The 22,912-nt window shown below is 42.8% G+C and carries 19 protein-coding genes; 9 read left to right on the top strand and 10 right to left on the bottom strand.

Features of this window, described 5'->3' with window-relative positions; translation table 11 throughout:
* Positions 1-229: 229 nt before the first annotated feature.
* Complete coding sequence (locus tag ACSLBF_RS16865; protein WP_440054496.1) at positions 230-2,734, bottom strand: zinc-dependent metalloprotease; 2,505 nt, start codon at positions 2,732-2,734, stop codon at positions 230-232.
* Between the two features lie 282 nt (positions 2,735-3,016).
* Here ACSLBF_RS16865 and ACSLBF_RS16860 point away from each other — a divergent pair, with 282 nt between their 5' ends.
* From ACSLBF_RS16860 to ACSLBF_RS16850, 3 genes are all read left to right on the top strand, one after another.
* Entirely contained in the window at positions 3,017-4,183 is a 1,167-nt protein-coding gene (locus tag ACSLBF_RS16860; RefSeq protein WP_440054495.1) for an efflux RND transporter periplasmic adaptor subunit, read from the top strand.
* A 15-nt stretch (positions 4,184-4,198) separates the two neighbouring features.
* On the top strand, positions 4,199-7,342 hold the full coding sequence (locus tag ACSLBF_RS16855) for an efflux RND transporter permease subunit (RefSeq protein ID WP_440054494.1): 3,144 nt from the start codon (positions 4,199-4,201) through the stop codon (positions 7,340-7,342).
* Between the two features lie 135 nt (positions 7,343-7,477).
* Positions 7,478-9,565 (top strand): S9 family peptidase, encoded by a 2,088-nt coding sequence (locus ACSLBF_RS16850; RefSeq protein WP_440054493.1) that lies wholly within the window; start codon positions 7,478-7,480, stop codon positions 9,563-9,565.
* A 57-nt stretch (positions 9,566-9,622) separates the two neighbouring features.
* Here ACSLBF_RS16850 and ACSLBF_RS16845 read toward each other — a convergent pair whose 3' ends face one another.
* Positions 9,623-10,096 (bottom strand): Dps family protein, encoded by a 474-nt coding sequence (locus ACSLBF_RS16845; RefSeq protein ID WP_440054492.1) that lies wholly within the window; start codon positions 10,094-10,096, stop codon positions 9,623-9,625.
* A 373-nt stretch (positions 10,097-10,469) separates the two neighbouring features.
* Here ACSLBF_RS16845 and ACSLBF_RS16840 point away from each other — a divergent pair, with 373 nt between their 5' ends.
* Positions 10,470-10,679 (top strand): hypothetical protein, encoded by a 210-nt coding sequence (locus ACSLBF_RS16840; protein ID WP_440054491.1) that lies wholly within the window; start codon positions 10,470-10,472, stop codon positions 10,677-10,679.
* Positions 10,680-10,694: 15 nt separating this feature from the next.
* On the opposite strand, the gene ACSLBF_RS16835 is transcribed toward ACSLBF_RS16840, so the two are convergent.
* The 6 genes from ACSLBF_RS16835 to ACSLBF_RS16810 all read right to left on the bottom strand — a co-directional run bounded on the left by ACSLBF_RS16835 (position 10,695) and on the right by ACSLBF_RS16810 (position 13,846).
* Entirely contained in the window at positions 10,695-11,294 is a 600-nt protein-coding gene (locus ACSLBF_RS16835; protein ID WP_440054490.1) for a PGAP1-like alpha/beta domain-containing protein, read from the bottom strand.
* A 15-nt stretch (positions 11,295-11,309) separates the two neighbouring features.
* On the bottom strand, positions 11,310-11,846 hold the full coding sequence (locus tag ACSLBF_RS16830) for a YaeQ family protein (protein WP_440054489.1): 537 nt from the start codon (positions 11,844-11,846) through the stop codon (positions 11,310-11,312).
* Positions 11,847-11,971: 125 nt separating this feature from the next.
* Complete coding sequence (locus ACSLBF_RS16825) at positions 11,972-12,799, bottom strand: hypothetical protein (protein WP_440054488.1); 828 nt, start codon at positions 12,797-12,799, stop codon at positions 11,972-11,974.
* Between the two features lie 98 nt (positions 12,800-12,897).
* Entirely contained in the window at positions 12,898-13,029 is a 132-nt protein-coding gene (locus ACSLBF_RS16820; RefSeq protein ID WP_440054487.1) for a hypothetical protein, read from the bottom strand.
* 1 nt (position 13,030) lies between these two features.
* Positions 13,031-13,207 (bottom strand): hypothetical protein, encoded by a 177-nt coding sequence (locus tag ACSLBF_RS16815; protein ID WP_440054486.1) that lies wholly within the window; start codon positions 13,205-13,207, stop codon positions 13,031-13,033.
* 327 nt (positions 13,208-13,534) lie between these two features.
* Positions 13,535-13,846 carry a hypothetical protein gene (locus ACSLBF_RS16810; protein ID WP_440054485.1) on the bottom strand — a complete coding sequence of 104 codons (312 nt, stop codon included), beginning with the start codon at positions 13,844-13,846 and terminating at the stop codon, positions 13,535-13,537.
* Between the two features lie 180 nt (positions 13,847-14,026).
* On the opposite strand from ACSLBF_RS16810, the gene ACSLBF_RS16805 reads away from it, so the two are divergent.
* Both ACSLBF_RS16805 and ylqF read left to right on the top strand, forming a co-directional pair.
* Positions 14,027-14,971, top strand: a complete 945-nt coding sequence (locus tag ACSLBF_RS16805; protein WP_440054484.1) for a hypothetical protein — start codon at positions 14,027-14,029, stop codon at positions 14,969-14,971.
* A 121-nt stretch (positions 14,972-15,092) separates the two neighbouring features.
* Positions 15,093-16,046, top strand: a complete 954-nt coding sequence (gene ylqF / locus ACSLBF_RS16800; protein WP_440054483.1) for a ribosome biogenesis GTPase YlqF — start codon at positions 15,093-15,095, stop codon at positions 16,044-16,046.
* Here ylqF and ACSLBF_RS16795 read toward each other — a convergent pair.
* Positions 16,043-17,455, bottom strand: a complete 1,413-nt coding sequence (locus ACSLBF_RS16795) for a sensor domain-containing diguanylate cyclase (protein ID WP_440054482.1) — start codon at positions 17,453-17,455, stop codon at positions 16,043-16,045. The genes ylqF and ACSLBF_RS16795 overlap by 4 nt on opposite strands.
* A 170-nt stretch (positions 17,456-17,625) precedes the next feature.
* Positions 17,626-17,838 (bottom strand): hypothetical protein, encoded by a 213-nt coding sequence (locus ACSLBF_RS16790; protein ID WP_440054481.1) that lies wholly within the window; start codon positions 17,836-17,838, stop codon positions 17,626-17,628.
* A gap of 487 nt (positions 17,839-18,325) precedes the next feature.
* Here ACSLBF_RS16790 and ACSLBF_RS16785 point away from each other — a divergent pair, with 487 nt between their 5' ends.
* The 3 genes from ACSLBF_RS16785 (at position 18,326) to fusA (ending at position 22,864) form a co-directional block, all read left to right on the top strand.
* A complete protein-coding gene (locus ACSLBF_RS16785) occupies positions 18,326-19,630 on the top strand; it encodes a GntP family permease (RefSeq protein WP_440054480.1) in 1,305 nt (434 codons plus the stop codon).
* An 85-nt stretch (positions 19,631-19,715) separates the two neighbouring features.
* Positions 19,716-20,510, top strand: a complete 795-nt coding sequence (locus tag ACSLBF_RS16780; protein ID WP_440054479.1) for a TIGR00266 family protein — start codon at positions 19,716-19,718, stop codon at positions 20,508-20,510.
* A 266-nt stretch (positions 20,511-20,776) separates the two neighbouring features.
* The gene (gene fusA, locus ACSLBF_RS16775) at positions 20,777-22,864 is read left to right on the top strand and encodes an elongation factor G (RefSeq protein WP_440054478.1); all 2,088 of its coding nucleotides are present in this window, start codon (positions 20,777-20,779) and stop codon (positions 22,862-22,864) included.
* Positions 22,865-22,912: the final 48 nt, after the last annotated feature.

Here is a 22,912-nt window from a genome sequence, read left to right as displayed (position 1 = left end):
AGTGTATTCTTTCTTACCTTTTAGTGCTCTATGTATTGTAAAATCAAGCAATTTTTAAAATAAGCAAACACTTTAATTACTAATAAGGGTAATAGTAATTTGGTTATTTTCTCGGCGAGGTAATGTGTTTTACTTATGTAAGCAAATGGCAGAATGATTCAGATAATAATAATTGATGAGAAGATGAGATGGTTGAGGGGCCGAATACGGGATCCGGCCCTCTAGTAGGTTAAGCTTCTAGAGCTTTACTGATCATACGATCGATATAAGCTTTATGTGCTTTAGTCGCTTGCTCTGCGCCCCACGGGGTGCTCATATCTAGAATACTTTGTAATTGATAAAGTGCTGCTGCCTTAGCTAGGTTGTCGTAACCACCTTTGCCATCAAGACCTGCGACGCTGATTAAGCGAGAAACGTACTCCACTTGTAAGTTTTGACTTAGTGTTGAAGTGTGTTTTTCCTTCGTGAAAATACCAGCGGTAAGATCATTCATAAAGCTGTGTAAGCTATATTCATTTCCGTAAAGTGCGGTATCACTTAAACGTTGTAGTACGTTTGCGTGTAAAATATGGTCTAGTACCGACTTTTGCATGCCTAGTACCATGTCATGTACTTTTGGATCTTCATTTTTACCAAAGTGATTAAAGCCACGACGTTGCTGCTGCATGTAATTATACAGAGGGCGCATACTGTCAAGAACGCTTGGGGCAAAGACCATAGTGCTCAGCGCTTGCATTGCGGCTTTTTGCTTTTTGGCAGGAACCGGTGTGAATGGCTTCTTACCATCTGCATCACCTACCACCGAGCGTTCGACATACACGCCACCAATTTGACGAGAAATCACGCCTGCTTGACCACTGTATTGGCGGAATAGAACATTTGCAGTATTCCAAAGCTGTTGGTGAGATTCACCTTCAACGAGCGTCTTGTCTTTGAGTTCGGTAAAGATTTGATTGATCAACTCCATGCGTTGTACGCCGTATGCAACGGGGTCTGAAGACATATCGCCAATCATCACGCGTGGATCGATATGACGCCCTGGCGCACGCATATCATCTGCATCATTACCAAATGCCAGTTTGTGCTCAGAAGAACGAGATAAGATTTTTTCTAATCTTGCTTGCTCAGCTTTTTCGTCATTAAGCGCTGGACTATAGCCGTACTCAATTGCCCAGTCATCATATGGTCCTGGCTTGGTTTGGAAGTAATCACCTTGTGGTTTTCCTATTGGTGCAAGATTGATCGGTGCGTAATCCATGACCGAGCCTGTCAAGATACCTTGTGTTTTGGCCTTATCATGCACTTCATTTTCATCCCAAAGGATAGAGGATTTCATGTTGTGATTAAGACCCAAAGTATGACCAACTTCGTGAAGGATCAGTTGGGTCAAGCCTTGTTTGATGATTTCTACTTGCTCAATGTCTGAGCCCGTAGACAGGCTTGCAGTCATTAAACCACTTTGTAACTCGTGACCGAATGAGCAATGGAGAGGTTGGCTCGTTGCCGCTGATAAAGATGCTTGTGCAGAGCTAAATAGGGAATCATATACCCAACGGTTACGCATAAATACGTATTCAAGCATGATATCTGAGCCTAAGATTTGCCCAGTTAACGGATGTGCCAATGCAGGACCGTAGCCGCCAAAAGGAGGACGTGGGGATGATGTCCAACGCAACACATTGTAGTTTACGTCACCGGCTTCCCAATCTGCATCGTCAGGCTGTTGTTTCACAACGATCGCATTTTTGAATCCGACTTTTTCAAAAGACGTATTCCATGCTAGCACTGCATCACGAATGGTGTCTCGCCATTCAACTGGGGTGGTGTTTTCTATCCACCATACAATTGGCTCTACAGGTTCAGAGATAGCTGCACTTGGGTCTTTCTTGACTAGATTCCAACGCTTAATGACATCTTTATACGGTGCCCAGTCCGGAGAGGTCATATCATCGAATTGATTAATAAAGTAGCCAACACGAGCATCATCATATCTTGGTTGGTAACCATTTTGTGGTAGGGCAATAAAGCTATGTTGAACGGTTACGGTAACGAATCTTGGATCAGTAATGGAGTTTGAGCCAAAAACAGCAGGATTAGGGTTACTGAATACATAATCGACCACTACATCGACATTGTTGTCGTAAGCTCGGTGTTTAACAACGCGAGATTTCTTGTCATCTAATTTACCTAATGCAAAACGCTTCGCTGCATTCTTATCGTTGGGGTTTTTCCATGGCGAAACTTTATGTAGATCTTCACTTAGGAATAATTTGTCTGCTTTGAACAGCAGTGAACCGTCTTCTTCAGCTTCGATTTTAACGCTAGCAAGTACGGCTTCACTGATGTTAGCTTCGCTGGCTTTGTTAAGTGCAGAACGTTCGTCAAAGGTAAAACGAGGGGTTTTGCTAATAATATCAATACGATCGAAATGTTTTCTAAATTCAATCAGTTTGGTTTCACGGTAACTACCACGTACATGCCCAGCATCAATTGCACCTTCTACGGTATGAGTGAAATAGACAAACGGTGTGTCTAGTTGCGATGTCGTGATCGACATCATGTACTCACCAGTCTTTTGGTCTTGATAAAGAGGGAATAGCCCTTCCACTTTTGCTTTGTTTTCTACAAGTTCAGCAATGGTTTTAGTCGCTTTATCTTGTTCTTCTTCTTTTGCGAAGCTTACTTGGCTAGCCAAAGCCAAAGAGAGCGCCATACTGATAGTTGTTATTTTCATTCAGGTAATCTCATCAATAAAAAATTTCACTGTACCTAATCTGCTCAGGTATGTCACCGAATAAGGATTAATTAAGTATTTTTCGAGATAAGTTGAGCGAAGTTAATTGTTTATTGCGTATTGCTAATTATTTGTTTTGTATTTTTTCGTCTCGATAGTTGTAGATTGTAAATTTGGCAATGTAAACTTGATTAAATTCACAACAGATTCTTACAAATGTCACATCATAAACGTGCCGAATCTTGTTACTATATGCTCAGAAAATTATCAATAGGTGTTGTCATGCAAGCTAAATTACTAAAATGGATCTTACCTTTTGCTGTGCTTAGTATTGGAATTGTGGGTTTTATGACCGTAAATGCCGTAGCAAAAAGCGAACCTGAGAAACAAGATATTGATTCTCGTCCCGTTGTTGAAGTTGCGACATTGGCAGCTCAAGATTACCCTGTGGTCATTCAAAGTTACGGCGAAGTAAAGCCGTTGGAAACTACTCAGTTGTCGGTGCAAGTGTCCGGAGAAGTTGAATATTGGCACCCAAATTTTGTTGAAGGTGGTGTGGTTTCTAAAGGTGAAGTATTGCTGCGCATCGAAGCCGATAATTATGAAGCGGCATTACTGCAAGCCGAAGCCGAGCTCGCAAGAGCGGAAGCGCAACTTATTGAAGAAAAAGCTCAAGCGGAAGTCGCTGAGGATGAAGCACGACGCTTCCCAAATAAAAAGCATACTGACTTATTCTTACGCAAACCGCAGGTTATGAGTGCCGAGGCATCAGTGAAGTCTGCCAAAGCAGCGCTTCAGCGCGCCAAACGTGACCTAGAAAACTGCGAAATCGTAGCGCCTTATAATGCCTTGATTGTGAGCAAGCAAGTCGGTTTGGGCCAGTTTGTTTCTATTGGTAGCTCAGTTGCAGTACTAAATAACATAGAAACAGCAGAAATCATTATCCCTATTGCTGGGTTTGATTCGGTATTCTTGCCAGAGCGAGTTTCTGGTCTTCCTGCCAAAGTCTTTCAAAATGGCGTAAATGCATTTGCCAGAAATGCCGTGGTAGATCGAGATTTAGGCACAGTGGATAAACAAACGCGCATGAATAATTTAGTAGTGCGAATTGAAGACCCCTATGGCTTAACTTCAGACCAGCCAGTCTTAAAATATGGCACTTATGTGCAAGTGAGTTTTACGGGCAAAACCCTAAAACAAATTTATCGTCTGTCACAGGATGCGGTAAACAACCAGTCTGTATGGCTGTTGAATAATGACAATCAGTTGGAGCCTCGTAAAGTCCAAGTTATCCGGGAAGAGGGCGAGTACTTCTTGATCGGTGACGGCCTAAGTGAAAAAGACAAAGTGGTTGTGACACTGCCAGAATACCCTCAGCAAGGTATGGAAGTGAAAGTTGCAGGTGTGGATGACGCATCGAAGCGAAGCAGTCAGCCGGAAAAGCTGTAAGCGCAAGGAGTGATCATGAGTGAAGTTGAAGCAAATCCGCAAAAAGGGATCATCGCCTATTTTGCAAATAATACGGTCGCTGCCAACCTGTTGATGGTGTTTATTTTGGTGTTGGGTTTTATTAGTTATAACACCATTCAACGGCAGATGTTTCCCAGTATAGAAATTAACTATGTCACCGTTTCTGCGGTGTACCCCGGCGCTTCTCCTCAAGAAATCGAAGAAAGTATCTTGATGAAAATAGAAGAGGCACTTAAAGATGTCACCGAAATTAAAAAAGGTGTTTATCGAGCCTCTCGCGGCAGCGCAAGTGCACAGTTAGAGATATACAAAGATGAAGACTTGACCGAAGTAGAAGACAAAGTTCGCTCTCGTGTTAATAGTATTGCAACTTTCCCAGCTTCGATGGAGCCAGTTCAAATTCAGCAGGTTGAATTTCGCCAAGATGTAGTCAGCATGGCACTTGTGGGTGACTTGCCGATTGAAGAGTTGAAGCCAATCGCGAAAAAAATTGAAGATGAATTACTGGAAAACGAGCTTATCTCCGTCGTAGACAGAGCGACGCCAAATTACGAGATTGGTATTGAAGTTGATCCTGAATCTTTGCGTCGTTATAACTTGTCAATTGGCGATATCAGCAATGCTATCCGTCGTTATTCAGCCAATATCTCAGCGGGTCAAATAAAGGCCGAGTCAGGGATTATTTCGGTACGAGTAGAAAACCAAAAGTATCGCGGCACAGAGTTCAGAAATATCCCCGTTAAAGTGGGAGATAATGGCGCTAAAGTATTACTACAAGACGTGGCGGTGATTAAAGATGGACTGACTGAAGGTGCCTCTCACTTTAAATTAGATGGCGTCAATGCGGTATATCTGTCGGTAAAAGCGACCAAAGATCAAAACATGGTGCCTATCGCTGAAGCGGTACATAAATATTTAGAGAAGAAGAACCAAGAATTACCAAATGGTATTCGTATTGAGCCAATTGTGGACATGACTTACTACCTCAATGCGCGACTCGAAATGATGAAGAGTAACATGCTGCAAGGTGCTATTTTGGTAGCGCTCATGTTGACTTTGTTCTTGCGTTTTAAGTTAGCACTTTGGGTCATGATCGGTTTACCGGTATGCTTCTTCGGTGCCTTTATGTTGATGCCTGTGCTGGGTATTAGTATCAACATCGTTTCATTATTTGCCTTTATTATGGTGCTAGGGATAGTGGTCGACGATGCAATCGTAATTGGAGAATCGGCTTATTCAGAAATAGAGCGCAAAGGAGCTAGCGTACAAAACGTTGTAATAGGTGCGAAGCGAGTTGCAACCCCAGCTACTTTTGGGGTGTTAACTACCATTGCTGTTTTCGCGCCAATGATGATGTCGACAGGTCCTGAGAGTGCATTCTTTAAGTCGATTTCTGGCGTAGTGATATTGTGTTTGGTGTTCAGTTTGATTGAATCAAAATGGATTCTACCTGCGCATATTGCTCACACCAAGTTCAAGCCCATGCGACCAAATAGTCGTCGCGCCGCGTTTAACAAGCGTTTCTTTGCTTTTGTGAATGGTCCTTATAAGCGTACGATTAGCAAATGTGTCGAATGGCGTTGGACGGTGTTATTTAGCTTTGTAGCGATGCTGGTGTTTAGCTTTAGCTTGACGACATCGAATCTAGTGCGCTTTATTCCGTTTCCTAAGGTACCAGAGGATTATCCACGGATTAATTTGACCTTGAATGATACGGCTTCCGATGAACAAACTGTCGCGGCATTGGCGGCCATTGAACAAATGGTTTTGCGCGTTGATAGAGAAATCGAGCAAGAATTTGGTCAAGGTATGATCAAAAGTGTGTACTCTTTCAATGGCGACCGAACCAAAGGCACGGTATTAACACCGCTAGTTGAGGAAGAGTTAAGGCCATTTACCGCATTTGAGCTTTCTCGCCGTTGGCGTGAACAAATGCCTGAAATTGCAGGGGTTAAATCCATTATTATTCAAGATAATGTCGGTAACCCTGGTGGCAACGAAGGTGAATTTGGTTATCGTTTGTATGGTCCTGATATCGAAGTACTTAACGCCGCTGGTCGTCAGTTGATTTCTATGCTGCGGGAACAACCTGGATTATTTGATATTAGCTCCAGTATTGACCCGCAGAGCAAAGAAATTCAGATGAACCTAAAACCCGTGGCATATGAGCTTGGACTTGAGCTTTCTTCTGTCGCGATTCAAGTGGGTAATAGCTTTTACGGTGGTGAAGCGCAGCGCGTGATCCGCGATGGTGAAGAAATACGAGTGATGGTGCGCTACCCAGAGTTAGATAGGCGCGCTCTGGCGTCGTTAAAACGTACGGTTATCACTACGCCGACTGGTAAAGAAGTTATGCTAGGAGATGTTGTTGAGTTCACAGAGAAACCGGGCGTGAGTTACATTCGCCGTGAAGGCGGTTATCGTACGGTCTACGTGTATGGCAGTATCGATGAAGATACCATTGAGCCAGATAAAGTAGTTGAAAACATTAAAGATAACATCTTGCCTGAGTTATTAAAGCAATTTCCTGGTGTAAGATCTGAGCTTGGCGGCAGTGTCGAAGAACAACAAGCGCAAACCAATGAGCAAAAACTATTTTTTGCTGCGGGAATGTTGCTGGTATACATCTTATTAGCTGTGCCACTCAAGAGCTACGCTCAGCCACTAATTGTGATGTCGGTTATTCCGTTTAGTCTGGTTGGAGCTCTTTGGGGACACCTTATTTTTGGTCTAGATATGAGCACCATGTCGATGTTTGGTCTCGTCGCGGCAGCGGGGGTTGTGATCAATGACTCGTTGGTTATGACGGATTATATCAACCAAGCACGTAAGGAAGGCGTTGCGCTCAGAGATGCGGTGATTGAAGCGGGGTGCGCGCGTTTTAGAGCAATCACATTGACGTCTATTACCACGTTTGTGGGGGTGATGCCTATCATCTTTGAATCCAGTTTGCAGGCTAAGTTTGTTGTGCCGATGGCGGTTTCACTTGGGTTTGCGGTGTTATTTGCTACTTTAATCACGCTGATATTAGTTCCCGCTCTGTATATCATTATGACAGATGTTGGTAAGGCATTTTCAGGAATAAAGCCAGTACTTAAGCGGGCAATTCCAGCTAAGCTGCGTCGAGCGCAAGCGTAACAACTCAACCTTGGAAATGTAATACAAGAAGCCGAGTTTTTAGTACTCGGCTTCTTTGTTTTGGAGGTCGTTAGCTAACTTCTAAATCTGCGTAAATTACAAGCACTTTTCCGTATTCCCGTTTATGGTACACTGGTGAAAAACCAATTTAAAAAAGGACAGTCCAGCGTGACGGATATTCAAGCACCTATTGCAAAAAAAATTTCCAAAGTGTTGACTCATCATGGGCATGAGCGGATAGATAATTATTACTGGATGCGTGATGATGAGCGCCAAAACGAGCAAGTATTGGCACATCTACATGCTGAAAATGCTTACTGTAACGCGGTGATGGAACCACATCAGTCATTGCAATCCACTTTGTTTGAGGAAATGAAAGGGCGCATCGTCAAAGACGATAGTTCGGTGCCGGTAAAAATCCGTAACTACTGGTATGTGAGTGAAGTCAGTGGTGATGATGAGTATGCAAGGCACTATCGCGCTTCTACAGAAGATCTCCAAGATAAAACCTTGCTGCTTGATGTTAATGAACTCGCAAAGCACTATGAATATTATGATATTGGCGGTTTAGAGGTCAGTCCCAATGAACAGCTCATTGCTTATAGTGAAGATACCGATAGTCGTCGAATTTATACCATCAAGTTTTTGGATTTAACTACCAATACGCTAATAGATGATGTACTCGAAAACACCGAAGGTGATCTAGTCTGGGCCAATGATAATAAAACCGTTTTTTACGTGAAAAAAGATTTGCAGACGCTACTCGGTTTTCAAGTCTATCGCCATGTGATCGGAACCCCCCAGAGTGACGATGTGCTGGTATATGAAGAGCAAGATAGCCAATTTTTTGTGGGGTTGGGGAAAAGCCGCGACGACAGTGAAATCTTTATTTATCTGGCCGCGACAGAAACGAGCGAGCAACTGGGGCTTGATGCTGACCATCCTGAAGGTGACTTTACGGTTTTATTACCCAGAGAAATTGGCCATGAATACAGCTTAGACAAGCTTGGCGAGTATTATTATTTATTGACCAATAAACAAGCACAGAACTTCCGAATAGTTCGAGCTAGCAAGGCTCAGCTTGCTCACAGTGATGAGTGGCAAGAGCTGGTAGCTCATCGTGAGCATGTGCTGCTTGAGGGGGTAGAGCTGTTTAATTCACACTTTGTAACCACAGAACGTGAATTAGGGCAAATTAGGTTTGTGGTTCACGATTATCATGGACAGAGCTATCACTTGAGCTTTGATGACGTTTGCTATTCTGCTTCGGTAGGTCAAAACCCAGAGCCGACCGCTGATAACATTCGTATTCACTATTCAAGTATGACAACGCCGAGTTCGGTCTATGATTTCGACTTGAGAACAGGCAAGAAAACATTAAAGAAGCAGCAGCAGGTATTAGGTGACTTTAAACCTGAACACTATCACTCTGAACGCTTACATATCGCAGTAAGAGATGGACAGCATGTACCTGTGTCACTCGTTTATCGCAAAGATAAATTCAACAAAGATGGTACAAACCCACTATTGCAATATGGTTATGGCTCTTATGGTTACACTATTGACCCGTATTTTTCGAGTAATACTCTAAGTTTACTAGATAGAGGCTTCGTTTATGTCATTGCACATATTCGAGGCTCTGCGATGCTTGGTCGTCAATGGTATGAGCAGGGCAAGAAATCATACAAAGAAAATACCTTTAATGATTTCGTCGATGTAACAAAAGCGTTAGTTGAGCAGGGCTATGGCGCCAAAGAAAAAGTGTTTGCCTCAGGTGGTAGTGCTGGTGGTCTATTGATGGGAGCCGTGGTTAATCAGGCGCCGGAACTATATTTAGGGATCGGGTGCCATGTCCCGTTTTTGGATGTGCTGACGACTATGCTGGATGAGACTATCCCATTAACAACCAATGAATATGATGAATGGGGTAATCCAAATGAACAGCAAACTTATGAAACTATTTTAGCTTATTCACCCTACGACAATATAGAGGAAAAAGCTTACCCGAATATACTGGTGACGACAGGTCTCCATGACTCGCAAGTGCAATATTGGGAGCCGATGAAGTGGGTCGCTAAACTAAGAGAGCACAAAACGGATAAAAACCTGCTGATATTTAAAACCGACATGGATGCAGGTCATGGTGGTGCATCGGGTCGATTTAAGGCCTTGCATGAAAAAGCGCTAGAAATGGCGTTTTTTATCAGTTTACTAGATAATTGATCTCTCTTGATATAAAGAATAAAAAGCGGCGATAAGCCGCTTTTTGAACAGGCTATATTAGTTTAAATATGCTTTTAGCATCCACACCAGTTTTTCTTGCTCTTTGATGTAGTCGCTCATTAAGGATGCAGTGCCCTCATCTTCAGCCTCGCTTGCTTGAGCAAGGATCTCTCGTTGCATGGTGATAAGTGTGGTATAACCATCAAGCACGCTTTGTAATGCGGTAGGGCCATCACTGATACTCTTGGCCTCAGCAATGCGGCTATTTTCGAGATAATCAGAAAATGCATGTAACGGGTTGCCCTCAATCGTTAAAATACGCTCTGCGATTTCATCCACTTTCTCTAGCAGTAAGGTGTAAATTTCCTCAAATTTTAAGTGCAACTCAAAGAACTCTCTTCCTTTGATGTTCCAGTGAAAGCCTCGGGCATTCATATACTGGATTTGGTAACTGCTTAGTAGATTGTTCAATGCGCTAACTAAAGCTTGGCTTTTGTCTTTATTTAAACCGATAGAGTTAAAATTTGTCATGCTGTGCTCCTTGTTTGATTAAGATTAGTATGGGTAACATTGTTAAGTTAATCCAATGATTAAAATCAGTGATTTCAATCCAAAAAATCGATTAAAGCACCTCATCTACCACTTAAGAGGGTTTGGTACTATCAACAGAGCTTGGGTTAAAAGCGGTAAGTTCAAGGGAAACTTGGGATTTCTTTCGGAATAAAGCTTGCCAAAATGACGACTTTGAGTCTGCTTTTCCGTAAAAGCTTGATCTAACACAAACGCCTAATTGCTTGATAATTATCCATTTCGTTAATTTGATTTAGGTCAAAAAGCGTCCGGTTTACAGGCGCATAATCAACTTATCAACAGAAAATATTGTTTAAATGAAGAGGGGTTGATTATGCAAGGTAAAACAAAATCAGAACATAAAATGGAAGTAGTTGTGGTAGTTATCGCTTTAGTCGCTTTTGTCGTTGGCCTTGTTGGCCACTTGGCTGGAGCCAGTATTGCTAACTCAGATGCGTTTGGTTATATCGCTGCACCCATTCCACTTATTACCGGATTAATTGCATTCATTGCCTATAAAGTTGCAGCAAGTGCAGAGCATTGATTGTTCGGGGTATGGTTACTCTGATAACAGCTCACAGATGTATTCCATCACGGCGCGGGAATATATCAGTGTGGTATGGCTGACATGAAACACCTTATGCTCAGCCATGCCGTTTAGTTTGGTCTCTTCGAGTAACACCGTACCGTCAGACTGACTCCCCTTTTTTATTAATGGCATTAAACCCAGCGGCAGGTCACCTGCAATACTGTATAGTTTTGCCGGAAACGGCCAGTCGTGATTTTCTGTTAGCAGAAACTCAACGCTGTTTTTGAGCAGCATTTCAAAGCCTTTGTCATGCATATGTTTGGCAATGGCACTCCCTTTGTGTGGGGTGCCAAGGGTCACCACTTTTTCTACATACTTACTTTGCTGCGAGGCATATTCTAAGTATTTTCGAGCAACTAACCCCCCCATTGAATGACAAACAAGGGCCGTTGGCTGGTGATCGATAAAGTGGTCGATACGGGTGAAGATATCACTGATATCAGGTGCAAGCGTGTTATAGCTCAGATTTAAAATGGTAAAACCATCGTTTTCCAGCCGAGTACACAAGGGACGCATCACAAACCCCGACATATATAGCCCGTGCATTACCACGACTTTTTGTATACTCATTAGATTCTTCACTCACTACATTAACTGAATCGGCTTCAGATGCACAGTGGTGCTCTCGTTGCTTACCCAAACTTCGCCATCTTGCACTGTGATAGTTAAATTTACCGCTTTGTTTGCGAATAGCGCAAGCTGGCTGGTTTCATCAAAGGCTAGACTGAACACAGTCAAGTTTGCATATTGTTTAAGTTGCTGCTGATGCTTTTGCCACCACATCGTTTGCGTATTCTCACCATAACTATATAGGACAACCTGTTTGGCTTTGTTACAGGCTTTTTTGATGCGCTTTTCATCGGGTAAACCAAGGTCTAACCAAAATGTGATATCGCCGATATCGTCAATACACCATGCCTCCGGCTCATCATCAGCACATAAGCCCTTGGTAAACTTTAGACTGTCACGATACTGCAATGCAAACGCTAGCAAACGCAGCATTAAGCGGTGATCATTTTCAGAAGGATGCTGGGCAACGGTTAGGTTTATATCTTGATAGACATGCTTGTCCATATCGCTAAGCGACAAGTTAGCTTTGATAATGGTTGCTTTGAGCGCCATAAGAGTTCTAATTGATTTATTTACCGCTAGTATACGCTGCTTGCTAATAGAAATAGAGTGAATTTAGAGTAAATACTAATTTGAATGTTTGCACCTTCCGTATTTATTGAAGTTAAAACGTTAGTTTAAGCGGATGCTTGATCCAAACTGCTCTTTAAATGAGATGACTCATCTAGGATCCGTATAATACTTTCGGTTCTTTCAACAAATACTTTTGTCAGCCTAGCTTTTTTCTCGCTAAGTATTGCACTTCCATAGCTCTTGAACTTTGACTGGCTGAAGCGGTATAGATGTAAGGGCTTGTCTAAACCTCTGATGTTGACAGACGACATATACCTCAGGAAGATTAGCTCGTTGAGCTGCGCCATCACACCCCATAGCTTCTCTACTTTGCTTTCCTTGCTACATTTGGCAGAAGTGAGAATTTGTTGAAAATTTGTAAAGCCTACTCTTTTCAGCTCCTCCTCTAAAAGATAATTGGTGATTATTTGCATAGTACTAGGACCTACAATTAAGCGGGAGGGTGAAAAGACGTTGTTAAATGCTTCTAGCCTAGCTGCAACGTTTATCGCGTGGCTCAGTATATTGACTTGCCCATTTTTCAACTTCATAAAGCTGACCTTACCAGAGTTCACGCTTAACCCATATTCAATGCCACACTCTAAAGTAACTGATGACAGCTCTTTCAGTAAAACAAGAGTATAGAAGTAAGCAATAAGTGCGTGATGACAAGAATCAAAAAAAGTCAGCACTAGACCGTCGCCTGTGAATTGATAATGGTATTTACACTGTCTTGGACAAACCGACTCAATTGTGTCAGTACATGTATTAAAAAAACGTGCTAAATTGTTCCGATAAGCCATTTTTTCAAATGAATCGCTTTGCTCTAGCTTATCAATGGTTTCTGTAAATTTTCGTATATCTATAATTACGATTGAAGCAATTTGGTCCATAAGAACTCCTATTAATACACTGATACCGCTGAAGTCAATTTTGCACGCAACAAGCCGACATACAGATTGTTGCGTGTGGTTTGGGTGATATAGCTTTGCTACTTGTGGACGTCTCTCACTTTTTGCTTAACGTTTTCAATAACACTTTCTACTGCATTTGGGGGCATAGGTTTTTTATCATCAAATTTTGGGTCGCGTTTTTCAGGACCTTTTGGTTTATTTAACTTCATCTCAATCTCTTCCTCTAACTAAATCTCTTGCATTTCCGAGCATGCTGAGTATGTGATCTCGCTGACTGCTGTATATGCGTCTTCCACTTTGGCCGTCAGCATTAGCTTCGGCGATTTTCGCATCTATCTTTCTGAGTTCTTCTTCCCATCTAAGTACGTGGGCATTCCAATCTTCCATTATGTAAATCTCCAACCGTTACGTATGTGCGACGACAACGTGTTACCAACGGGGCTGTAAACGTTCGCTTAGAAGTTAAAATTTAGAGGGCTCTTATCTTCTAAGTGCGTTTGTATAATCCTCATCAGACACAACTTGTTGTGTCCAGTCCTCGCCGCTCCTTCCGCAGTGGGGACAAGTGCTTTTCACACAGTTATTACAGTATTGTTTGCAGCACCATGTGCACTTTTTAACCCAATATGCTCCATCATCTATGGTTGACTTACAACCACCACAGGAAGTTGTTACTCTAGGTATCATTAAAATTTCCTCAAAACTTTTAGACGGCTACTTCAGCTCTTGTAAAGCGGCATCTGCATCGTCAAACGACCGATCTAGAAAAAAATCACAGTATTTATCTGCGATTACATTTCTAGTTATCGGGATCATCTCGAGATCTGGCTTGTTATAAATCTTACAACCGTTTGTCATTGGCCCTCCTCGAGTTCTAAAGATACAATCGTGACACCCAACGCACTCTCGGCCATATTCGTACCCATCCGGATCGATATAATGCGACGAGGTGATCTTCGAGTTACGTTTATATTTTCGATATACCTCTATTGGCTCTGATTGTTTTTTGCTACTAAACCAGCCCATACTTTCTCCTTTCAATCGTAGTGTGACGGTAAAACACAGTGACCAAGTTGTTCACAAGAAGTACAAGTGAACATGTGTTTCAATGTTTATATTATGTAATCAATTTGTAATTGCAAGGTGGGGTTTTGGCTGCTATTGTTAATGTCCAAATTGTCTAACTTTATGAGTTGAGTGCTTTTTATGGGTCGAGAATCCAGACTTGCTTTTGAGTTGAAAGCATATGTTAAGGATACAAATAGGACTGGAGAAATAACAAAAAAGACCATTCCTTGGTTATGTCAAAAACTTGGTATCAAAAGAGCCACTTACTACGCTCGTTTGGCAGATCCCGATTCATTTAGTCCATTTGAGCGAGAAAGATTAGCTGAGTTATTAGATGTTTCAGTGGATGAAATAATGGCAATGGGCAAGGATTTTGGAGCGGAAAAATGTGATGATTCTTCAGACAACGAAGATAATAATAAAAAAATGTCTGAATTAGTACAAGGTTTTGAAAATAATAAAGATTTAATTGAGTCTGAAGAGTCCAAAATGTCTACAGAACAGTCAGTGCTGGGAACGCTGGGGATAAACCCGACAGGGCTGCTCGCTATTTTTTTGCTGGTAAGTGCTGTTATTGCGACGCTGGCGATTGTAACTGGAGGCAATGGGGTGGCGGATGGGATGAGCAGAAAATCCCCAGAGGTTGAGTATATTGCTCATCTTTCCGGTGTTGGTGAAGATTTGAGTCCTGCGGAGTTTTCACAGATAACAAACTTGCACAAAAAATTATATAAATATGAATTTAAAGACTTTATCGTACGAACTGTCGGTGAAGAGATCACAATGGAAGGAACGGCCACTTGGGTGGATATTGAAGGTTCACGTAAGCTGAATGAGTTTAAGATTGTGGCAACTGGTAAGCATGTGGGTGATACCGCTGCACTGAGTTATACTGCAAGCGAAGACCCTGAAGGAGATGTATGGGTCGGCGTAATGCTGTTACATTTACCTCGTTCAGGTCCGGCGTCAGGTTACTGGACGACTTTGCACAATGATAAAGGAGTAGGGGAAGGGCCGTTTGCTATTGGAACCATTGATGTGATCCGAAATTCGCCTAATGACAAACCAAAACCCGCGCAGTGAAGTTAATTACCCAATTCATCCAGTCTCACTTCTGTAGTAAACTATTCAACAACTAATGGTTTGTTATGGCAACTTAAGGTTGCCAGCAGACTTTCGCACAATGTTAAAGGTTTTAAGTCTAATGAGTAGAACAGGTATCCAGTGGTTTCCCGGCCACATGAACAAAGCGCGCAATGAAATTAAAGAAATCATGCCGCAGATGGATGTCATTATCGAGGTATTGGATGCCCGTATTCCTTATAGCAGTGAAAACCCTATGGTCAGCCAACTACGGGGTGATAAGCCGGTCATCAAAATAATGAATAAGGCCGATTTGGCCGATCCTGAACTGACGCAGCAATGGATGGCGTATTTTGAGCAAGAAAGTGGTGTTAAAGCGATTGCTTTTGGCCATGATAAAGGTAACGAAGTACATAAGATAAACACGCTGTGTAAAAAGCTAGCTCCTCATAAAGTGGGCCAAGATAAACAGCTCAAAGCGATGATTATGGGTATCCCTAATGTTGGTAAGTCTACACTTATCAATACACTCGCGGGTCGTATTGTGGCTAAAACCGGCAATGAACCTGCTGTCACTAAAGCGCAGCAACGGATCAAGCTAGAAGATGGCATCATGCTTTATGACACTCCCGGTATGTTGTGGCCTAAAGTAGAAAATGAAAATTCAGGTTATCGTTTGGCTGCCACCGGTGCGATTAGAGATACAGCGATTAATTATGAAGAAGTAGCAAGTTATACTGCGGAGTACTTATTAACTGCCTATCCTGAGTTGCTTAAAGCTCGCTATAAAATAGAAGCGCTACCCGACTGCGATTGGACATTCATTGAAATGGCAGGCAGAAAACGCGGCTGTGTCAAAGGTGGTAATCAGGTCGATACCCACAAAATGTCCGAAATCTTAATCAATGAATTACGAGACGCAGTCATCGGTCGTATCACCATGGAAACCCCACAAATGCGTGAAGCCGAAGAAGTGATGGTTGCTGAACTCAGAGCCCAAGCTGAAGCAAAAAAAGCCGCTCGTGAAGAGGAGAAACGACAGCGTAGAGCAAGAGCTCGTAAAAACCGTCGTTAAGCCGCCAGCATGGTTTGATTTCGGCCTGTTTTTTTGGCCTGATAGAGTGCTTTATCTGTGCGTTTTATCAGGCTGTCTTCCGTTTCTGTCAATTGGTATTGTGCAACACCAATGCTAGCGGTCACTTTGATGTCACATGCTGATGCTGTGAGTGCGCTGTGGATTTGATCCGCTACTTTTAGACCTTGATGCAGTTGATGCTTAGGCAATAGAATCATGAATTCTTCACCTCCCCAGCGACAGAGTAAATCATTACTTGGTAGTTGACGTTGGCAAATAGCGGCAAAGTTTGCCAGCACTTTATCACCCATTTGATGACCATGTTTGTCATTGACCAGCTTAAAATGATCGATATCTAGCATCAGCATCACCAAAGGAACACCTTGATTTTGCGCTTTGTTGATATGGTATTGCAGCAAAGGTTCAAATGCTTGGCGGTTGATGGCGTTGGTTAACTTATCGAATTTTGCCATGTTTTCGAGACGTTTTTGATAGTGATTGAAGGAAAAAAGTGCAATCCCAAGAATGGTCACGGTAACCAGTGTACCCATCGCCAGATTGGTTTTGAGCGCTTCGTTTAAGGTTGCAGATACATTGACATGCTGCTCTACGATCAGATGCCAGCCAATAGTCTCTAAATATCGAGTTTGTACAAATTGAATATATTCATCATTCGTTATACTAAACTTGTATGCCTTTTGCGTTAGCACCATCTCAGCCTGTTCTGGAAAGCGTTGCTTTATCGTTGTTTCTTCTGGTGTACCAGCTTCATGAAAAAGTAACCTTCCTTTGTAGTCAATAAAATAAACATCACGTTGATATACCTGTTGGTACTTTTCTATCAATGCTTGGATATCGGCAAGTGGAACGCCAATACCAATAATGCCGACAACACGATTATTCAACCTGACTTTATGATTGACGTAGACTATTGGCTGTTGGTGCTCTTCACTACTCATTTTTACATTCAGCGTAAAATCTAAGTGCGACGCCATACTGTCGTAATACCAACTGATGTCGGTATCGGCCGGATCTACTAATTGTTTTAGACCATCATAGCGATAGTAAGTTAGCGCTTCGTCTAAAACCAAAAAGCTAGTGAGTGCACCATGCAAGGTTTTGGTGGTTGCGAGATATTCAAATAATAACTCATCGTTTCTGTTTTCAGAGGTTAACCAGTGCTTGAGAAAAGTGTTATTAGCCATCAGTTTGGCAACAATAATCGGTGCTTGAAGGCGTTTTTGTAAGTCGATATCAATAATATGGCTGGTGAGCGGTAGGGTATCGTCGGTAATTTTATCTGTAAGCGATCTTTTTGCTAAAACTACGCTGTACCAGCTAGTGAAAATAAAACCGGCTAGCAGCAAAATGGTAAGCATCACATTGTAACGATACCGCTGTGTATTCATTGGGTTTTATTTTTTTGTGAACAGGACAGCCATGCTAAGACGTTTGTCACAGAAATGCCATTACAGCACATTACACGCTGTTATGGCCTCCTACACTCAACGCTGATGTCAAGAAACCAAAAGCAAATTTTGGTTTCGCGACCTGATGACTTATTTAACCTGAATTCAGGTTATTTAGATGCTTCATCAAAAAGGTGGATGCTCTCATTTAGTTCGGGGAGTGTTTTTAAAATATGTAATAGCCCAAATAAGAACACGCCATGGTGAGAACCGATATGGGTAATGTTGTCTACAATTTCAAACGCGCTGGTTATACAAAGAATCAAGCCAGCGATAAAATTCAGAATTGGATTTTCGGCTAGGGCTTTGAGAACTTTTTTCATTGGTGGACCTATCTGCTATTTTTATCGGGTTTTCGTCAAAGCTTATAACGTATTAGTTTGTATTGCTTGCTTTTTTTGAGAGAGTATTAAAATAAAAAAAGCCCAATAAAGGGCTTTTTGATTTCATATCTACCGTCACCGATATGAGCAATGTAGCAAGTAAATTGTGCTGTTAGCAAAGTGTAATTAGGGGCAATACAAGTGCTTGCTAACCGCTTGGTAGTTGAGGATACCAGCCAAGTTTCGGGTCAAGAAACTCATCTTTAAACAAGAAGAATGTGCTTCGTTCTTGTTGAGATTGATTATCAATAACATTCGGAAATATGTCAACACTTAATTGCAAATAATTCTCATTTATTTTATTTGAGCGTTTTTTGTCTTGTATTTCCCTGTTTTTATAGCGATGTACACTGTGTACTTTTATAGCTATTTAGCATAAGTTCTAAACCCTCAATAACATAAGTATAACAATGAGACAGGTGACATTATGATAAGTGCTATTGGCTTGGCGTGTGCGCTGTTTGGATTGATTTTTCTCACATTACGGGGAGTTAGCCTATTTATTTCCGCACCCTTGTGTGCGCTAGTGATTGCGTTGAGCAGTAATATTCCGGTACTTTCTGGAGCAACTGAAAGCAATGCCATAGGCATGTATATGGCGGGTTTTAGCGGTTTTGTTCAATCATGGTTTTTTATGTTTTTGCTGGGGTCGTTGTTTGGCAAGTTTATGGAAGACACGGGGGCGGCTGACGCTATAGCACGATATATCGTCGATAAAATCGGAATGAAGTATGCGGTACTCGCTGTCGTACTTGCTTGCGCATTGCTGACTTATGGTGGCGTTAGTGTGTTTATTGTTGCTTTTTCTGTTTATCCAATGGCTGTAAGCTTGTTTAAAGATGCCAATTTACCCAGGCGTTTTATTCCTGCGGTGCTGGCGTTCGGTTCGGTTACTTTTACCATGACCTCTGCTGGCTCCCCTGAAATTCAAAACTGGATCCCAATTAAATACCTTGGTACTTCCCCGTATGCTGCATGGCAAGAGAGTTTAATCGTTGCTGTATTCATGGCATTACTTGGCTATTTCTTGTTAATGAGAATGATTAGGCGTGCCACCGAAAACGGCGAGGTGTTTGAATCTCGGTCTGGCGATCCGGTCAATGAAAGTACGCGAACACTGCCTCACCCTATTACTGGACTATTGCCATTATTAGTGGTTTTAGCATTATCATTTACGCTGCACGCTCAGCTGGGACAAAACGCGCTAATAGTGGCCTTGCTCGGTGGCGTGATTGCAATATTGATTGTCAATTTTAAATATTTTATCAACATTCAGAATGCCATCAACTTAGGCACTACGGGTGCTTTGGTGGCGATTGGTAATACTGCTGCGGTGGTGGGGTTTGGTGCGGTTGCTAAAGGGACGCCGGCATTTAACGAAGCGGTGGCGTTGATGACCAGTATTCCTGGTAATGAATTACTTGGCGCGGCAATCGCTGTGAGTGTGATTGCCGGATTAACGGGCTCTGCATCTGGAGGGCAAGCTATCGCACTGCCATTGGTCGCACCGCATTATATAGATTTGGGGGTTCAGCCTGAGCAGCTCCATCGGGTTGTGGCAATTAGCTCTGGAGCGCTAGATACGCTACCGCATAATGGCTATGTAGTGACCACGGTGCGAGCAATTTGTGGCGAAAAACATCAAGACGCCTATTGGCCACTGGCAATGTTAACCGTGGTGGTGCCGTTGATCGGCTTGGCGCTTATTTTAGGTCTGTTTGTATGGTTTTAAAACACATAGCGTTACATTTTGTGACTTTATTTTAGGGCCTAACTGGGCAATATAGCGTTTATATCTAAACAGGGAGAAATGCGTTATGCGTAGCCATGAAATAGACTATGAGATCATTGGTAATTCCATGCAAATGGTGGAGATAGAGTTAGATCCACACGAAACGGTAATAGCAGAAGCTGGCGCCATGAATTATATGCAGGCAGATATCCAGTTCGAGACGAAAATGGGCGACGGCTCTGAAGTTGAGCAAGGCTTTATGAGTAAGCTTTTCAGTGCTGGAAAGCGAGTACTTACTGGCGAATCCTTGTTTATGACGCATTTTACCAATCATGGACGAGGAAAGCAGCGAGTGGCATTTGCTGCGCCTTTTCCAGGCTCTATCATGCCGTTAAACCTAGCTGAGTTTAATGGTTCTGTATACTTACAAAAAGACTCGTTTCTTTGCGCGGCAATGGGAACCAAAGTAGACATTGCCTTTCAGCGTCGACTGGGGGCTGGTTTCTTTGGCGGTGAAGGTTTTATTTTGGAGCACCTGCAGGGAGATGGTATGGCATTTGCGCATGCTGGTGGCACGGTGATCGAGAAGAAGCTGCATAACGAAACCCTTAAACTCGATACAGGTTGTGTGGTCGGCTTTAGCGATGGGATAGAATTTGACATAGAGCGAGTACGCGGGCTTCGCAGTATGTTTTTTGGTGGTGAAGGCTTGTTCTTAGCAACACTTTCAGGCTCGGGAACTGTGTGGATCCAAAGCTTACCATTCTCGCGTTTGGCCGATAGAGTGATCCAGCATGCACCGTCGGCAGGTGGGAGCAGGAGTGGTGAAGGCTCCGTGTTAGGAGGGCTGGGGGATTTGCTTGATGGAGATAACCGCTAACTTCGGTTGATAACCGATGACCAGACTTTTTCTATTCCGGCTAAAAATGTAGCGATTTGATGAATCTTTTAAGACCAAATTGCTACATAAATTCCGCCAATCGACTTCGTAATGACCCTCTTAGGCCAGAAAAACCAAAGCTGCAACCCAGATATTGTACTTTTTCGCAAATTGATTGCATTTTAGACGACTTGAAGGATGATGTTCGTAATAAGAGGTGATATACTCCCGCCGAAATAATTTTCTACTTTAAATAGAGCAAAACAATGGCAGATTTATCGAAATACAGAAACATTGGTATTTTCGCGCACGTTGATGCGGGTAAAACTACCACCACTGAGCGTATCCTAAAGCTTACTGGTAAAATCCACAAAACTGGTGAAGTACATGACGGTGAGTCTACTACTGACTTCATGGAGCAGGAAGCTGAGCGTGGTATCACAATCCAGTCAGCTGCGGTAACTTGTGAGTGGAAAGGCCACCGCTTAAACGTTATCGATACTCCGGGACACGTTGACTTTACAGTTGAAGTATATCGTTCACTTAAAGTTCTTGACGGTGGTATCGGTGTATTCTGTGGATCTGGTGGTGTTGAGCCTCAGTCAGAAACTAACTGGCGTTATGCGAACGAATCAGAAGTTGCACGTGTTATCTTTGTAAACAAACTTGACCGTATGGGTGCAGACTTCTACCGCGTTGTAGACCAAGTTCGTAATGTACTAGCAGCAAACCCACTTGTAATGACGTTACCAATCGGTATCGAAGACGAGTTCTGTGGTGTTGTAGACGTACTTGAGAAAAAAGCATACGTTTGGGATGACTCTGGTCTTCCTGAAAACTATGAAGTACAAGACGTTCCAGCGGACATGGTAGACAAAGTTGAAGAATACCATGAGATGCTAATCGAATCTGCGGTTGAGCAAGATGACGACCTAATGGAAGCCTACATGGAAGGTGAAGTACCTTCTATCGAGCAAATCAAAGCATGTATCCGTAAAGGTACTCGCGATCTTGCATTCTTCCCAACTTACTGTGGTTCTGCGTTTAAAAACAAAGGTGTTCAACTAGTACTTGACGCAGTTGTAGATTACCTACCGGCACCTACTGAAGTTGATCCTCAGCCACTAACAGATCCTGAAACTGGTGAGCCTACTGGTGAAGTAGCAACTGTTGACGCTGATGCGCCACTTAAAGCGCTAGCGTTTAAGATCATGGATGACCGTTTTGGTGCACTTACCTTTATCCGTATCTACTCAGGCCGCATGAAAAAAGGTGACACAATCCTTAACTCTGCGACAGGTAAAACTGAGCGTATCGGCCGTATGGTTGAGATGCAAGCTGATGACCGTAACGAGATCTCTGAAGCACAAGCGGGTGACATCCTAGCGGTTGTTGGTATGAAGAACGTTCAAACAGGTCACACACTTTGTGATCCTAAGCATGAATGTACACTTGAAGCGATGATCTTCCCTGAGCCGGTAATCTCAATCGCCGTTGCACCTAAAGATAAAGGTGGTAACGAGAAGATGGGTATCGCTATCGGTAAGATGGTTGCAGAAGATCCGTCGTTCCAGGTTGAGACTGATGAAGATTCAGGCGAAACTATCCTTAAAGGTATGGGTGAGCTTCACCTAGACATTAAGGTAGACATCCTTAAGCGTACTTACGGTGTAGACCTAGTCGTTGGTCAGCCTCAGGTTGCTTACCGTGAAACTATCACGCAAATGGTTGAAGATAGCTACACGCACAAGAAACAGTCTGGTGGTTCTGGTCAGTTCGGTAAGATTGACTACCGTATCAAGCCTGGCGAGCCTAACTCTGGCTTCACATTCTCTTCTTCTGTTGTTGGTGGTAACGTTCCTAAGGAATTCTGGCCAGCAGTTGAGAAAGGCTTCAAGTCAATGATGGAAACTGGTGTTCTAGCTGGCTTCCCAGTACTAGACGTTGAAGTTGAACTATTCGACGGTTCATTCCACGCAGTTGACTCATCAGCAATCGCGTTCGAAATCGCTGCGAAGGGTGCTTTCCGTCAGTCAATTCCAAAAGCGGCGCCTCAGCTACTTGAGCCTGTGATGAAAGTTGACGTGTTCACTCCAGAAGACAACGTAGGTGACGTAATCGGTGACCTTAACCGTCGTCGTGGTATGATCAAAGACCAAGAAGCTGGTGCAACTGGCGTTCGTATCAAGGGTGATGTACCTCTATCTGAAATGTTCGGATACATTGGTCACCTACGTACAATCACGTCTGGTCGTGGTCAGTTCTCTATGGAATTCTCACACTATGCACCATGTCCAGCAAACGTTGCTGACGCGGTAATCGCTGCAGAGAAAGAGAAAAAAGCTGCTAAGTAATTAATTACTTATCAGTAGAATACGCCTAGTAGGCAAGAATGCCAGTCA

This window comes from Pseudoalteromonas sp. T1lg65, assembly GCF_051930985.1.
In the GTDB taxonomy this organism is placed as follows: domain Bacteria; phylum Pseudomonadota; class Gammaproteobacteria; order Enterobacterales; family Alteromonadaceae; genus Pseudoalteromonas.
Note: the sequence above shows the minus strand (reverse complement) of the source record. Positions and strands in the feature narration are given on the sequence as shown.

Bases quoted from the DNA above. Each gene is read 5' to 3' on its own strand.
- ylqF (WP_440054483.1), top strand. From the start codon at position 15,093: ATGAGTAGAACAGGTATCCAGTGGTTTCCCGGCCACATGAACAAAGCG.
- ACSLBF_RS16855 (WP_440054494.1), top strand. From the start codon at position 4,199: ATGAGTGAAGTTGAAGCAAATCCGCAAAAAGGGATCATCGCCTATTTT.
- ACSLBF_RS16820 (WP_440054487.1), bottom strand. From the start codon at position 13,029: ATGAAGTTAAATAAACCAAAAGGTCCTGAAAAACGCGACCCAAAATTT.
- ACSLBF_RS16840 (WP_440054491.1), top strand. From the start codon at position 10,470: ATGCAAGGTAAAACAAAATCAGAACATAAAATGGAAGTAGTTGTGGTA.
- ACSLBF_RS16780 (WP_440054479.1), top strand. From the start codon at position 19,716: ATGCGTAGCCATGAAATAGACTATGAGATCATTGGTAATTCCATGCAA.
- ACSLBF_RS16865 (WP_440054496.1), bottom strand. From the start codon at position 2,734: ATGAAAATAACAACTATCAGTATGGCGCTCTCTTTGGCTTTGGCTAGC.
- ACSLBF_RS16785 (WP_440054480.1), top strand. From the start codon at position 18,326: ATGATAAGTGCTATTGGCTTGGCGTGTGCGCTGTTTGGATTGATTTTT.
- ACSLBF_RS16815 (WP_440054486.1), bottom strand. From the start codon at position 13,207: ATGGAAGATTGGAATGCCCACGTACTTAGATGGGAAGAAGAACTCAGA.
- ACSLBF_RS16860 (WP_440054495.1), top strand. From the start codon at position 3,017: ATGCAAGCTAAATTACTAAAATGGATCTTACCTTTTGCTGTGCTTAGT.
- ACSLBF_RS16790 (WP_440054481.1), bottom strand. From the start codon at position 17,838: ATGAAAAAAGTTCTCAAAGCCCTAGCCGAAAATCCAATTCTGAATTTT.
- ACSLBF_RS16835 (WP_440054490.1), bottom strand. From the start codon at position 11,294: ATGAGTATACAAAAAGTCGTGGTAATGCACGGGCTATATATGTCGGGG.
- ACSLBF_RS16825 (WP_440054488.1), bottom strand. From the start codon at position 12,799: ATGGACCAAATTGCTTCAATCGTAATTATAGATATACGAAAATTTACA.
- ACSLBF_RS16805 (WP_440054484.1), top strand. From the start codon at position 14,027: ATGGGTCGAGAATCCAGACTTGCTTTTGAGTTGAAAGCATATGTTAAG.
- fusA (WP_440054478.1), top strand. From the start codon at position 20,777: ATGGCAGATTTATCGAAATACAGAAACATTGGTATTTTCGCGCACGTT.
- ACSLBF_RS16830 (WP_440054489.1), bottom strand. From the start codon at position 11,846: ATGGCGCTCAAAGCAACCATTATCAAAGCTAACTTGTCGCTTAGCGAT.
- ACSLBF_RS16845 (WP_440054492.1), bottom strand. From the start codon at position 10,096: ATGACAAATTTTAACTCTATCGGTTTAAATAAAGACAAAAGCCAAGCT.
- ACSLBF_RS16795 (WP_440054482.1), bottom strand. From the start codon at position 17,455: ATGAATACACAGCGGTATCGTTACAATGTGATGCTTACCATTTTGCTG.
- ACSLBF_RS16810 (WP_440054485.1), bottom strand. From the start codon at position 13,846: ATGGGCTGGTTTAGTAGCAAAAAACAATCAGAGCCAATAGAGGTATAT.